13 protein-coding genes are annotated in these 12980 nt (G+C 70.1%); all 13 read right to left on the minus strand.

Going from position 1 to position 12980, the window contains the following annotated elements:
• Window positions 1–250: 250 nt before the first annotated feature.
• The 13 genes from A5771_RS13465 to A5771_RS13525 all read right to left on the minus strand — a co-directional run bounded on the left by A5771_RS13465 (window position 251) and on the right by A5771_RS13525 (window position 12979).
• Window positions 251–1519 (minus strand): class I SAM-dependent methyltransferase, encoded by a 1269-nt coding sequence (locus A5771_RS13465; RefSeq protein WP_064855804.1) that lies wholly within the window; start codon window positions 1517–1519, stop codon window positions 251–253.
• 387 nt (window positions 1520–1906) lie between these two features.
• Complete coding sequence (egtE, locus tag A5771_RS13470) at window positions 1907–2986, minus strand: ergothioneine biosynthesis PLP-dependent enzyme EgtE (RefSeq protein WP_064855724.1); 1080 nt, start codon at window positions 2984–2986, stop codon at window positions 1907–1909.
• Complete coding sequence (gene egtD, locus A5771_RS13475) at window positions 2983–3948, minus strand: L-histidine N(alpha)-methyltransferase (protein ID WP_064855725.1); 966 nt, start codon at window positions 3946–3948, stop codon at window positions 2983–2985. The genes egtE and egtD overlap by 4 nt, the downstream gene beginning before the upstream one ends.
• Window positions 3945–4637, minus strand: coding sequence for an ergothioneine biosynthesis protein EgtC (egtC, locus tag A5771_RS13480; RefSeq protein WP_064855726.1), 693 nt, complete (start codon window positions 4635–4637; stop codon window positions 3945–3947). The genes egtD and egtC overlap by 4 nt, the downstream gene beginning before the upstream one ends.
• A complete protein-coding gene (gene egtB, locus A5771_RS13485; RefSeq protein WP_064855727.1) occupies window positions 4637–5926 on the minus strand; it encodes an ergothioneine biosynthesis protein EgtB in 1290 nt (429 codons plus the stop codon). Before egtB ends, egtC begins: the two co-directional genes overlap by 1 nt.
• Entirely contained in the window at window positions 5923–7209 is a 1287-nt protein-coding gene (gene egtA / locus A5771_RS13490; protein WP_064855728.1) for an ergothioneine biosynthesis glutamate--cysteine ligase EgtA, read from the minus strand. Before egtA ends, egtB begins: the two co-directional genes overlap by 4 nt.
• A gap of 66 nt (window positions 7210–7275) precedes the next feature.
• A complete protein-coding gene (locus tag A5771_RS13495; protein WP_064855729.1) occupies window positions 7276–7917 on the minus strand; it encodes a sensor domain-containing protein in 642 nt (213 codons plus the stop codon).
• A gap of 1 nt (window position 7918) precedes the next feature.
• Window positions 7919–8350 carry an Ohr family peroxiredoxin gene (locus A5771_RS13500; protein ID WP_064855730.1) on the minus strand — a complete coding sequence of 144 codons (432 nt, stop codon included), beginning with the start codon at window positions 8348–8350 and terminating at the stop codon, window positions 7919–7921.
• Window positions 8351–8382: 32 nt separating this feature from the next.
• Window positions 8383–9831 (minus strand): catalase, encoded by a 1449-nt coding sequence (locus A5771_RS13505; protein ID WP_064855731.1) that lies wholly within the window; start codon window positions 9829–9831, stop codon window positions 8383–8385.
• A gap of 87 nt (window positions 9832–9918) precedes the next feature.
• A complete protein-coding gene (locus A5771_RS13510; RefSeq protein ID WP_064855732.1) occupies window positions 9919–10260 on the minus strand; it encodes a hypothetical protein in 342 nt (113 codons plus the stop codon).
• Window positions 10261–10361: 101 nt separating this feature from the next.
• Window positions 10362–10685: a hypothetical protein gene (locus A5771_RS13515; RefSeq protein WP_064855733.1), complete on the minus strand. Its 324-nt coding sequence runs from the start codon at window positions 10683–10685 to the stop codon at window positions 10362–10364.
• Window positions 10686–10750: 65 nt separating this feature from the next.
• Window positions 10751–11875, minus strand: a complete 1125-nt coding sequence (locus A5771_RS13520) for a DUF4185 domain-containing protein (protein ID WP_064855734.1) — start codon at window positions 11873–11875, stop codon at window positions 10751–10753.
• Window positions 11876–11932: 57 nt separating this feature from the next.
• The gene (locus A5771_RS13525; RefSeq protein ID WP_064855735.1) at window positions 11933–12979 is read right to left on the minus strand and encodes an aspartate-semialdehyde dehydrogenase; all 1047 of its coding nucleotides are present in this window, start codon (window positions 12977–12979) and stop codon (window positions 11933–11935) included.
• Window position 12980: the final 1 nt, after the last annotated feature.

The following is a 12980-nucleotide window of genomic DNA, read 5'->3' on the forward strand; positions in this document are numbered from 1 at the left end:
GGGTCAAGTGCACCAGGTCCGGCCGGTCGGCGGCGAGCGCGGCCGCCGCCTCCTCGAGGGCGACCCGACCGGTTCCGTGCGGCGGCCGCCTACGCCCGCGGCAAACCGGGGGCCCGGGCACCCCCCCGGGGGGGCCGGGCGCCCCGGGGGGGGGGGGGGGGGGGGGGGGGGGGGGTGGGCCGGGGTGCGGGGGGGGGGGGGGCCGCCCCCCCCCCCGGCCCCCCCCCCCCCCGCACTCAGCCATCGGCTGCTACGGCTGCCACCAGGGCCGCAGTGGCAGGCCGCCGTCGTCGCCCCGCTCGTCGACCTTGACGGCCAGCACGTGGTGCAGCTGGAAAAGGTTGCGCTCGAAACCCAGCACCGAAGCGGCCATGTACAGCCCCCACACCTTGGCCCGTCCCAAGCCGACCTCGGCCACGGCCTCGTCCCAGTGGTCGACCAGGTTCTGACTCCAGGCGCGCAGCGTCTTGGCGTAGTGGTGCCGGAAGTCCTCTTCGTGCACCACCTCGAAACCGGTCTGCTGGACCTGGGTGATGATGCGGCCCGCCCCGGTGATCTCCCCGTCCGGGAAGACATAGCGGTCGGTGAAGGCGTCACCCTTGTAGGTCGAGTTGTCCGGCAACGTGATGCAGTGGTTGAGCAGCAGACCGCCGGGCCGGAGCTTGTCCTTGAGCGACCGGAAGTACACCGGGTAATTCTTCACCCCGATGTGTTCGGTCAGCCCGATAGACGAGATGGCGTCGAAACCGGTCTCCGGCACGTCGCGGTAGTCGCAGTGCCGTACCTCGGCGAGATCGGAGAGACCCTCTTCGGCGATCGCCTGCTGGGCCCACGCGACCTGTTCGGCTGACAGCGTGGCGCCGATCGCGTGCACGCCGCGGCGCGCCGCGTACCGCACCATGCCGCCCCACCCGCAGCCGACATCGAGCAGCCGGTCGCCGGCCTTGAGTCGCAGCTTGTCGAAGATCAGCCGGTACTTGTTCTCCTGCGCTTCCTCCAGGGTCGCGTCCGCGCTCGGGTAGATGGCGCAGGTGTAGGTCATCGACGGACCCAGCACCCACTCGTAGAAGGTGTTCGACACGTCGTAGTGGTGATGAATCGCGTCGGCGTCACGCGCTTTGGAATGGCGCAGGCCGGCCGCGGCGCGACGACGCCACTTGGCCGGCGCTTCCTCCGCAGGCGCCGCGATCGGCCGCAGATGCTTGAGACCGATCGAGCGGACGATGTTGAGCAGCGTCTGCGGCGACGGCTGGGTGAACTCGAGATCCGCCAGGGCGTTCAGCACTTCGTAGGGATTGCCCGGGTGCACGCCGCGCAGTTCCAGATCACCGGTGATGTAGGACCGGGCTATCCCGAGCTGACCGAGTGAGGTGGCCAAGTAGGTGGTGGCCCGCGGCGTGAGCAACTCCACGCCGAGCGGGGCGTCCTCGGGCCCGACGCTGCTGCCGTCGTAAGCGGTGATCCTGATCGGGGGCTCGCCGCCGCCGGCGAGCGCCAGCAAGATCTCGGCCAAGCCCATTTTTCCGGTCGTGCTGCGGGTGTGTTCCTTGTTGATCGTGGTCGTCACTAGCTGGCACCGCCTATGCGTCTCGAAAAACGAAGAGGGGTCCGCACGCGGTCTGGACGGGTGGGCGGCGCCGAGTCGAATCGGACCCGTCCTCCCCCTCAGCGCAGGCTACTGCCCAAACCGGCAATCCGCGCATCGTATTCGCTACGAAATCTGAAATAGCCGGATACCGGCACCGCTGATGACGAATAGCAGCCCGACGTGCTGTTTTGTGATACTTCTGGCAGACAAATTCATTTGCCAGGACGTCAATTTCCACCAATAAAAGCTAATTGAACATAATTTGAGACCGTCATCGGTCAATCCGGCTAAGACTTAGGTCCGCGCAGGTTTGGCGCGCTAGTCCGCCGCTGTCACCGCCACCAACGCCTCGGCGAAGGCCGCCAAGTCCGTCTCGGTGGTGTCGACGTGCGGCGAGATCCGCAGCACCGGCCCGGTCAGCTCCAGCGGTGCGCGTTCGACGCCGGCGGCGGTGGCGACGATCCGGTGCTCGGCGATCAGGGCGGAGCGCACCGCCACCGGGTCGGCACCGTCGGTCGGCGCCAGCGTGGTGATCGCGCTCGGCTCGTCGACCGGCTCGACCACCCGCCAGCCCGCCAACCCCGCCAGCGCCTGCCGGCTCAGCGAGCCGACCTCGGCCAATCGGGCCCGCACGGCCGCCGGCCCGGCTGCCAGATACTCCCCGAGAGCAGCTGAAAACCCCACCTGCGCAGCAACATTCTCGTCACCGGCTTCCGGCCCGGGCACCAGCAGACCGGCCAGTTCGGGCCGTACCGCCAGCGCCCCGACGCCCCGCGGGCCGGCCAGCCACTTACGTGAGGAGGAATAGACGACATCGGCGCCGACGGCGCAGTCGATCTGGCCCAGCGCCTGGGCGGCGTCGATCACCAGCGGCACCCCCGCTTCCGCGCACACCCCGACCAGGTCGGCCAGCGGGTGCACCAGCCCCCGGTGACTGCTGACCGGGGTCAAGTGCACCAGGTCCGGCCGGTCGGCGGCGAGCGCGGCCGCCGCCTCCTCGAGCATCACCCGACCGGTTCCGTCCGCCGGCAGCATCCGCCGGCGGAAACCGTGCGCCGCGATCAGCGCCAGGTTGGGCCCGTACTCGCCGGGTAGGCAGGCCAGCGTGCGACCGGCGGGCCATCGGGACAACAGGAGATCCAGCGCATGCCGCGAGCCGGTGGTGAACACCACTTCGGCGGCGGCCATTCCGGTCAGCGCGGCGAACGCGGCCCGCCCGGCGTCGAGCACCGGTGCGGCGGCTTCGGCGGCGACATAACCGCCGACCTCGGCTTCGTGGCGGGCGTGTTGCGCGGCGGCCGCCATCGCGGTGTAGCTCTGCCGCGAACAGGCGGCGCTGTCCAAGTGCAACCCGGCGACCGGCGGGCGCGCCGCGCGCCAGCGGTCGGCGAGGCTCATTTGGCCGCGAGGGACAGACCGAAATCGCCCGCCGCGTCGGTCCACCACCGCCGGCTCTGCAGCCCTGCGGCGGCCAACTCGGCGGCCACCTGCTCGCGCCGGAACTTGCACGACACCTCGGTCAGCATCTCCTCGCCGGCCGCGAAGTCGACGGCCAGGTCCAGTTCACCGATGGTGACGTGCTGATCGCTACCGGCCCGAAGCCACATCTCGATGCGCTGCTCCGCCGGATTCCACCGCGCGACATGGGCGAAGGCGTCCAGGTCGAAGTCGGCGTCGAGCTCCCGGTTGACCACGGCGAGCACGTTGCGGTTGAACGCCGCGGTGACGCCGGCGGCGTCGTCGTAGGCGCGCACCAGCCGTGCGGTGTCCTTGACCAGATCGGTGCCCAGCAGCAGCCCGTCGCCATCGTGCATCGCCGCGGCGAGGGCCGCCAGGAACTCCGCGCGCGGCCCGGGAGTCAGGTTGCCGATGGTGGAGCCCAGAAACACGAACAGCCGTCTGCCCCCGTCGGGGATCTGCGTCAGATGGTGTTCGAAATCGCCGCAGACGGCGTCCACCTGAACCCCGGGGTAGTCCCCGGCGATGGCCGCCCCGGCCGTTTCCAGCACGCCGGCATCGACGTCGAACGGAATGAACCGGCGCAGTGAACCGTTGGCGTGCAGCGCATCCAGCAGCATCCGGGTTTTCTCCGAGGTGCCGCTGCCCAGCTCGACCAGGGTGTCGGCACCGGACAGCTGCACCACCTCCGCGGAGTGATCACGCAGGATCTCCGCCTCGGCGCGGGTCGGGTAGTACTCGGGCAACCGGGTGATCTGGTCGAACAGCTCGCTGCCGACCTTGTCATAGAACCATTTGGGCGGCAGTGATTTCGGAGTCTGACGTAGGCCGTGGCGAACATCGGTGCGCAGCGCGGTGCGGGCGGCGTTGGCCGCCAGGTGGTTGGACAGTGAGACGCTCATCGGATCACCTCCAACGCGGTGACGCTGACCTCGCCGTCATGGGCGTCGACCAGGTGCCGGTCGGGTATGTCCACCCACCGCGGGTCGTCGTCGTAGGGTTCGCTGGCCAGTAGCACGCCGTCGGCGCTGTGCAGCATCGACAAGGTGTCCCCCCAGGTCGTCGCCAGCAGCCGGGAGCCGTTGGCGGCCAGTATGTTCAGCCGGGCCTGCGGGTCGGCCGCACCGATCTCGGCGACCAGCTCGCCGAGTGAACCAACACCGCGCTCAAAGACAGACGCGGCCAGTATCGCGCTGTCACAAACGGATTCGGCTCCAGAGCAGGTCGGCAATACCGCGGTGTTCACCACGCCGTTGTGCGACAGCAACCAGTTGCCGTCCGTGAACGGGGCGGCGGCACTGGCCTCGATCGGCATACCGACGGTGGCCGAGCGCACCGCGGCCACCACGCAGTGGCTCGACAATGCCGGAGCCACCGACGCGAACGAGGCATCGCCCCACAACGGCGACGCGCTACGCCACCGGCGCGGCACCGCGCCGTCGAAAAACCCCGCCCCCCACCCGTCGGCGTTGAGCAACCCGTGCTGCTGGCGGCGCGGCGCGTAGGACTGCACCAACAGCCCGCCCGGCGGTTCCAGAATCAACTCGGCCAGCGATCGCGGCCGGCCCAGCCAGCCCAGGTGCCGGCACATCAGGCGTCCCAGGCCAGTCGCACGCCGGCGAAGATCTGCCGCCGGTAGGGGTGATCCCAGTTGCGGAAGCTCGGCCGCAGGATCTCGGGCGCGACCGCCCACGAGCCGCCCCGCAGCACCCGATAGTCGCCGCCGAAGAACGGTTCCGAGTAGCGCTGGTAGATCATCGGCGCAAAGCCCGGCCACGGCTGCAGCGCCGAACTCGTCCACTCCCAGACGTCACCGAGCATCTGCTGCGCCCCGTAGGCCGACGCGCCGTTCGGATACGCCCCGACCGGAGCCGGGCGCAGCGCCGCGCCGCCGAGGTTGGCCAGCTCGGCCGTCGCCTCACCCTCGCCCCACGGGTGGCGGCGTCGGGCGCCGGCGCCGGGGTCCCAGGCGCAGGCCTTCTCCCATTCGATCTCGGTGGGCAGCCGGGCGCCGGCCCACGAGGCGTACGCCTGCGCCTCGAAGTAGCTGACATGCTGCACCGGTTCGTCGTCGGGAAGGTCCTCGACGCGGCCGAACCGGGTCCGGGAGGCGTGGTCGGGACTCCAGAATTGCGGCGCGCTCAGGCCGGCCTGCTCCCGGTGGTTCCAGCCTCGCTCGGTCCACCACCGGGGCTGCCGGTAGCCGCCGTCGTCGATGAACGCTCGCCATTCGCGGTTGGTCACCGGTACCCGGCCGATCCGGAACGCTGCCACCTCGACGCGGTGGGCCGGCCGCTCGTTGTCGAGCGCGAACGGCTCATCGGTGAGGTCGACGCCGAGCAGAAATTCGCCGGCGGGCACCAGAACCGAGGTCCCGGCCAGCTCGGGCCGACCGGCCGGCAGCGGTAGCCCCGCATCGAGCAGCGGCGCGCCGGTGCGCAGGTTCAGTGCCTGCAGCATGGTCTCGTCGTGCTGGTGTTCATGGCTGAGCACCAGACCGAACACGAAGCCGCCCTGGAACTCGCCGAATTCATCGGGGAGGGCGTCCAGTTCGTCGAAGACCTGGGATCGCACTGTGGCGCAATACTTCCGGGCCTGTTCCGGGCTCAGCAGCGGCAGGTCGACGCGGCTGGCCCGGGGATGGACGAACGCGTCATAGAGGCCCTCGACGTCGGCCGGCAGCGTGCCGGGCCGGGCCGGATCCCCGCCGCGCAGCAGCCACAGTTCCTCCTGCTGACCGATATGGGCCAGGTCCCACACCAGCGGGCTCATCAACGGGTCGTACTGGCGGTGCAGTTCGGTGTCATCGAAGTCGACGAGCGCCAGGGTGCGCTCGCGCGCACGGGTCAGGTCGCGAGTCAGCGTCTCCGGTGTGCTCACGACTGCCCTCGCGCCAGCCGGGCCACCATCGCCGGGACACCGGTGCGGCCCACCTCGTCGGCGACGTCGTCGGCTGGGCAGCGGGCTCGTTCGGCCAGCCCGAGCAGCCGGTCCATCCCGGCCCGCAGCGGCGCCGGCGCCTGATCGGCCACCAACTCCAGGCACCGGCGCGCGGCCTTGTGCAGGCGCGGGTCGGCCAGGCCGATCCGGGCGGCGACGTCCCAGGCGGTCGCGACGGGCTCGACGGCGTCGGCGGCGGCGTCGGCGGCGACCGGGTCGTCGAGCAGGGTCGCCAAGGTGAAGACGAGCGCCGGCCACAGTGCGTCACCAACGCTGTCGAGGTAGCGGATCTCCAGCCATCCGCGTGGGCGCACCGGCGGAAACAGGGTGGTCAGGTGGTAGTCGAGGTCTTTGACGCCGGCGCGACGGCCGCCCAGCAGTACCCGCCCGTCGGCCCAGTCGGCGAACGGCACGTAACGGCTGACCGGGCTGGCCTCCGGGGCATGCACCAGCATCACCGGCGCCTTCAGCGCGTACCGCGTCCAGTCCGCGGCGGGATCGGTGCCGTCCAGCCCCAGGACGGGGCCGCAGCGCGCCGAGTCCAGCCGGCTCCACACCCGTTGCCGGGTGGAGCGCCAGCCGGAGAATTCCCCGCCCAACAGCGGGGAGTTCGCGGCGATCGCGACCATGGTCGGGCCCAGCGCGTGCGCCAGCTGCACCCGGTCGGACCAGCCCGACCGCGGTCCGGCATCGAGGTTGAGCTGCACCGAGGCCGTCGACGTCATCATCGCCGCGCCGGCCGAGCCGGTGTGGCTGGCGGCGAAGAACTGCTCCATCGCCGCGTAGCGCGCGCCGGGGTTGACCCGACTCGCCGGCCGCAGCGGGTCGGCGCCGAGGGGCACCAGGCCCAGGCCGGCGGCGGCGAACGCCGAGCGCAGTACCGCTTGGTCGGCGGCCATCGCCTCGATCGCGGCGAGGGCACCCGGCAGCGGCGGGCCGGACAGCTCCACCGCGCCACCGGGTTCCACGGTGACCCGACTGCCGCCCGGCAACGCCGGCAGCGACGCCAGCACCTCGCCGATCTCGTTCCAACCGGGGCGGCGCAGCGGATCGGCCGGATCGAAGCAGTGCGCCTCGATCTCCAGGCCCACCCGGCCCAGCGGTGCATCGGTGAGGCAGCGGACAGCGATGTATTCGGCGGCTTCGGCGGCCCCGCGAAGTTCGGCCTCGTCGGGGCGCGGGTCATCGGCGCGGGACAGTGGTGTCGCCGCGACGAGCCCCATATATCAACCCCTCCGCCTGTTGACTTCCCCGACGCTACCGGAGTCGCCCGACAAGTTGACCGCCGTTTACTGGCCCAGGGAGTTCTGCATCGCCCCGGCCAGCACGTTCACCGCCGGCCCGGCGTTGCCGGACTGGCAGACCTTGGCCTGTAACAGCACGTTGGCCCGCAGGCGGGTCTGGTTGAAACAGCGGCGGTCGGTATCGGCCTCCTGCTTGGTCCAGCCGGCGTCGGCCGCGGCGGCCGGCCCGCCCTCGAACACCCACACCTGCGTGGCGCCGTTGTCCAGGTGCATCGCGGTGGTGCGTCCCGAGCACCCGGCGGTGCGGTCGGTCGCCCGGTGGAAGGCCCGCTCCGCAGCGGCCTCGGTGGCGAACACCCCGACCGCCTGTTTGACGAAGTGGGTCTGGTCGGTGGCCGAGGTCTGGGTGACCGCACTGTTGTAGGAGGCCAGGTCGGGATCGTTGTAGACCTCGGGCAGGCCGATGTCGGCCCAGTTGTTGCAGGCCGGGTCGTCGACCCAGAACGACTGGAACGGCGTCCCGGACACGCCTTCCCACCCCATCGGGGCGCCGACGACGTTGCCGACTGATCCTTTCGGCAGGACGGCATAGGACACCACGCCCGGGTCGGAGGGCCGTGCCGCGACCGCCGGGGCAGCTACGAGCCCCAGACCGGTCGCCACCACCAACGCCGCGGCGGCCCGCACGCTACACCGTCGCCGACACGATGAAGTCGGCGTTGCCGCGGGTGACGCGCGAGTACGGGCACACCTCGTGGGCCTGCGCCATCAGGTCGTCGGCGATGGCCTGCGACAGCCCCGGCAGATTCCCGATGATGGTTCCGGTCAGGCCGAAATCCTCGGTGGCGGTGTCCTTACCCAGGGCGACCTGGACGGTGACGTTGGTGGCGTCGTCCAGCGCGACGGCGGACCGGCGCGCCATCAGGCGCAGCGCGCCCAGGAAACACGCCGCGTAGCCCGCGGAGAACAACTCCTCGGGGTTGGTGCCCTCACCGCTGCCGCCCAGCTCGCGGGGCGGGCGGGTGTCCAGGTCGATGCGGCCGGTCGCGGAGCGGACGTGGCCGTCGCGACCACCGCCGGTCGCGGTCGACTCGGTGGCGAAAACTACGTTGATACTCATGGCTCGATCATGCCAGGACGGCGGCCCGCCCGTCAGGCAAGGTTGGCCCGCACCCCCGCCTCCACGGCGCGACCCAGGTCCGGATCGACGTTGTGCCAGTACTCGAACACCCGCGACAGCACCGGCTCCCGAACCCCGTTGGAAACATGTCCAATAATGTTGTCGGCCAGTCGCTTTCGTTGTTCATCATCGTAGACGTGTCGAACCAGGGTCCCGGCCTGGCCGAAGTCGTCGTCGTCTTCGCGCAGTGTGTACGCCGCGCGCACCATGTCACCGTCGGCGTGCCAGCGCACCTCGGCGGCGCGGGCCGGGTCGGCCACCGGCCCGCCGACCGAGTTCGGCGCGTATACCGGGTCACTCGCATTGCGGAACCGCATGGCGCCGTCCTTGGAGTAGGCGCGCACCTCCGTCTTCGGCGCATTGACCGGCAACTGGTTGTAGTTGGTCCCGATCCGGGCACGGTGGGCGTCGGCGTAGGAGAAGCCGCGGGCCAGCAGCATCTTGTCGGGGCTCAGTCCGGTGCCGGGCACGGTGTTGCTGGGCTCGAACGCCGCCTGCTCGATCTCGGTGTGGTAGTCGGACACGTTGCGGTCCAGCGTGAAGCGTCCGACGTCGATCAGCGGATAGTCGGCGTGCGGCCACACTTTGGTGAGATCGAACGGGTTGAGCCGGTAGGTCTTCGCCTGCTCGAACGGCATGATCTGTACCTTCACCGCCCAGCTGGGGTAGGCGCCGCGTTCGATCGCGTCGTACAGATCGCGCTGGTGGTAGTCGGCGTCGGCGCCAGCGAGCCGATCCCCCTCGTCCTGGGTGAGGCACTCGACGCCCTGATCGCTGATGAAGTGGTACTTGACCCAGAAGATCTCGCCGGCGGCATTGACCCAGCTGTAGGTGTGGCTGCCGTAGCCGTTCATGTGCCGCCAGGATTTCGGCAGGCCCCGGTCACCCATCAGATAGGTCACCTGATGCGCCGATTCCGGGGTGTGCGTCCAGAAGTCCCACTGCATGTGGTGGTCGCGCAGATTGCTTGCCGCCAGACGTTTTTGGGACCGGATGAAATGCTGGAACTTCATCGGGTCGCGGAAGAAGAAGATCGGGGTGTTGTTGCCGACGATGTCGAAGTTGCCCTCGGAGGTGTAGAACTTGAGCGCAAAGCCCCGCACGTCGCGCCAGGTGTCGGGGCTGCCGCGCTCGCCCGCAACGGTGGAGAACCGGATCAGCAGTTCGGTTTCGGCGCCCGGCGCGAACACCGCGGCGCGGGTGTAGGCGCTGACGTCCGCCGTCACCTCGAAGCGACCGAATGCGCCGCCGCCCTTGGCGTGCGGCTGGCGTTCCGGCGTGCGCTCCCGGTTGAACATCGCCATCTGCTCGAGCAGGTAGTGGTCCTGCAGCAGGATCGGGCCGTCCGGACCGATCGTCAGCGACTCGCTGTCACTCGGCGCCGGGGCACCGGCCTCAGTGGTGGTGTGGTGCTCGGTCATCGGTGTATCTCCATTTCAGATTGGCACACCCGGAGAGACCCGCGCGAATCCCCTTGGGATCGTGGGGCGTTGGTGTTCTGGGAACGACTAACGGTGCGGCGGGGGCGGCGGGCCGCCCGGCCCGCCCGGCCCGTTACCGGGACCGGCGGGACGGAAACCGGGCCAACCCGGTTCGTTGCCCGGACCGGCGGGCCCGAAGCCCGGGCCCATCGGCGGACCGTGATGCATCATGCATGGCCCGTGACGGTGTCCGTGCCAACCGCTATCGCTGAGGTAGGTGCCTGCGCAGAAGATCACCGCGGCGACGAACACGGTCCCGGCGATGATCACCACCCATGCTGCTGCCTGAAACAGCCGGTTCGGTTTGGCCGGTGGCGGCGGTGGCGGTGGCGGTGGGGACGCCGGCTCGGGGGCGGGTGTCTCGGTCATATCGGGTAATCATGCCGGAGAACCACGCCAGCCGCCCCCCTTTCAGGCGGCGGCTGGTTTGCTGGTGGCCGGATCGGCTACCGGCCGGGCGGGGGCGCCGGCTACTGGGTGACCGACGGCGGCAGCTCGCCGGGCCCCGGTCGTTCCGGACCCGGCCTCATCGGGCCCGGCCCGCGGTGCGGGCCCTGGTGGAACCCCTGGTGGAACATCGCCCCGTGGTGGGGCCCGTGGTGTTTGTGGTGGCAGTGGTGACCACGCATGCCGCCGCTGGCATACACGCCGGCGAAGAAGATCGACGAGACGATGAAGACGATCCCGGCGACGATCGCGACCCAGGCGGCGAGCCGGTAGACCCAGTACGGCTTCGGCTCGACCGGGCCGGGCGGCACCGCCGGGGGCCGGGTGGTTCCAGGTGTTTCACTCATGGTTGACATGGTGCGCCAGTAATCGCCGGGCCTCGCTAGGTGCCGGCTATGTGTCCGCTATGAACTTAAGGCGCTGACCAGGGCTTGAACGGGTTGACCGCGAACTGGATCACCCGGTACGGCGCCCGGTGACGCGGCTCGGTGTTCCACTGGCTGATGAACACCCGCAGCTCGTCCAGCGTCGAGCCCGGTGAGATGTAGCCGCCGTAGGGCTGGGCCAGCCGGTTGTCGAACGGCGAGGGCAGGGTCTCGACGGGCACCGGCGCGTCCGGCCACTCAGTGTGCTGCACCACCGTGGTCACCGGGGCGGTGCCTAGCCCGGTCGGCTCGTAGGCCACCCGGACTTCCATGTTCCCGGTGGTGCCGTTGAAGTAAGACAGCACCGGCTTGCCGTCGACCTGGCGCAGGCTCAGCTCGCCGATCTGGTCGTTCCACAACGGCGTGGGTTTGTGCCCCCAGCCTTTGTCGGCCGCCCAGCCCTGCCAGGCCGACCGGTCGGTGAACGCCTCCGGGGTGACCCGGTACAGCGTCACCGCCGCGCTGCGGTCAAAGTTGTTGGCGACGAGGTACACCCAGCCGGTGACCGAGTCCGGTGTCGGAACCGGGTCGTAGTAGCCGCTGATCTGGGATTGGCCGAAATTCTGATAGGAGGCCGGTCGCACCGAACCCGGTACCGTCTGCCAACCCGGTTGCACCGGATCGGCTTTCACCAGACGCGAGGTCTGGGGCACCAGCATCGTGGCGGTGGTCACCATCAGGTAGTTGGTCCGGTTGATCGAGACGATCCCGGCCGGCAGCTGCGTGCTGCCGGCCGGTGACGGGTCGGCCAGCAGCGGTCTGTCCACCCCGATCACCCCGGTGTAGCGCACCCCGGCGGGGTCGTCGACCGAGTCCGGATCGAGCCGCAACGCGATCGGGGAATACCAGCCGCCGAACCCGACACCTTGGCCGGCGAAGCTGTCCCCGCAGATCTGCAGCACCGCAGTGGGGAACTCCATGAACTCGCACAGGTCAGTCGCGCCGATGCCGTAATCGCCGGTGAGCGTGCCGGTTCCAGCGCTCGGCCCGATCCGGACCACCTGACCCTCGGCCAGCGGCCACAGCATCGGACGCGGGATCGGCGCGGGCGGTTCGGCATGTGCGGGCGGGCAGACCAACAGCGCGACGGCTCCCATCGAGCGTGCAACCATTGCGAAACTCCGCGCGGATTTTCGCAGCCGGTGCACGTTCGGCGCCTCGGGGCCGGGTCAGGCCGCGGAAGACGCAGCCAGCAGCTCGGCGATCTGAATCGTGTTGAGCGCGGCACCTTTACGCAGGTTATCTCCGGAGACGAACAACGCCAGGCCGCGCCCGTCGGGCGCGCCGGGGTCGACCCGGATCCGGCCCACCAGGGAGTCGTCGGCGCCGGCGGCGGCCAGCGGGGTGGGCACGTCGGTCAGCGTCACACCCGGTGCGGCCTTGAGCAGCTCGGTGGCCCGCTCCGGCGAGATCGGCCGGGCGAACTCGGCATTGATCGACAGCGAGTGCCCGGTGAACACCGGCACCCGAACGCAGGTACCACTGACCAAAAGGTCTGGAATACCGAGGATTTTGCGGCTCTCGGACCGCAGCTTCTGGTCCTCGTCGGTTTCCCCGGAACCGTCGTCGACGTAGCTGCCGGCCAGGGCGACCACGTTGAACGCGATCGGCGCGACGTAGGTGTTCGGCGCCGGGAAGTCGACCGCGCCGCCGTGGTGCACCAGCTGCTCGGCGCCGTCGGCGACCGCGCGCACCTGCCCGGCCAACTCCTGCACTCCGGCCACGCCGCTGCCCGAAACCGCCTGGTAGGTCGACACGATCAGCCGGGTCAGGCCCGCCTCGTCGTGCAGCGGCTTGAGCACCGGCATCGCGGCCATCGTGGTGCAGTTCGGGTTGGCGATGATGCCCTTCTTCAACGACACCCCGCGCACATCCCGGTCGAAGTTCACCTCCGAGACCACCAACGGCACGTCGGGGTCTTTGCGCCAGGCCGAGGAGTTGTCGATCACCGTCACCCCGGCGGCGGCGAAGCGCGGCGCCTGCACCTTCGACATCGCCCCGCCGGCGGAGAACAGTGCGATGTCCAGCCCGGTCGGGTCGGCGGTCTCGGCGTCCTCGACCTCGATCTCGGCGCCGCGGAACTCCAGCTTGCGCCCGGCCGAGCGCGCCGAGGCGAAGAACCGCAGCTGATCGACGGGGAAGTTGCGTTGTTCCAGCAGGTTGCGCATCACCTGGCCGACTTGGCCGGTGGCACCGACTACGCCTAATGCGACCATC

Source organism: Mycolicibacter sinensis, from assembly GCF_001667375.1.
Classification (GTDB): Bacteria; Actinomycetota; Actinomycetes; order Mycobacteriales; family Mycobacteriaceae; genus Mycobacterium; species Mycobacterium sinense_A.

Bases quoted from the DNA above. Each gene is read 5' to 3' on its own strand.
- A5771_RS13465 (WP_064855804.1), bottom strand. From the start codon at position 1,519: ATGGGCTTGGCCGAGATCTTGCTGGCGCTCGCCGGCGGCGGCGAGCCC.
- egtE (WP_064855724.1), bottom strand. From the start codon at position 2,986: ATGAGCCTCGCCGACCGCTGGCGCGCGGCGCGCCCGCCGGTCGCCGGG.
- egtD (WP_064855725.1), bottom strand. From the start codon at position 3,948: ATGAGCGTCTCACTGTCCAACCACCTGGCGGCCAACGCCGCCCGCACC.
- egtC (WP_064855726.1), bottom strand. From the start codon at position 4,637: ATGTGCCGGCACCTGGGCTGGCTGGGCCGGCCGCGATCGCTGGCCGAG.
- egtA (WP_064855728.1), bottom strand. From the start codon at position 7,209: ATGGGGCTCGTCGCGGCGACACCACTGTCCCGCGCCGATGACCCGCGC.
- A5771_RS13500 (WP_064855730.1), bottom strand. From the start codon at position 8,350: ATGAGTATCAACGTAGTTTTCGCCACCGAGTCGACCGCGACCGGCGGT.
- A5771_RS13505 (WP_064855731.1), bottom strand. From the start codon at position 9,831: ATGACCGAGCACCACACCACCACTGAGGCCGGTGCCCCGGCGCCGAGT.
- A5771_RS13510 (WP_064855732.1), bottom strand. From the start codon at position 10,260: ATGACCGAGACACCCGCCCCCGAGCCGGCGTCCCCACCGCCACCGCCA.
- A5771_RS13515 (WP_064855733.1), bottom strand. From the start codon at position 10,685: ATGAGTGAAACACCTGGAACCACCCGGCCCCCGGCGGTGCCGCCCGGC.
- A5771_RS13520 (WP_064855734.1), bottom strand. From the start codon at position 11,875: ATGGTTGCACGCTCGATGGGAGCCGTCGCGCTGTTGGTCTGCCCGCCC.
- A5771_RS13525 (WP_064855735.1), bottom strand. From the start codon at position 12,979: ATGGTCGCATTAGGCGTAGTCGGTGCCACCGGCCAAGTCGGCCAGGTG.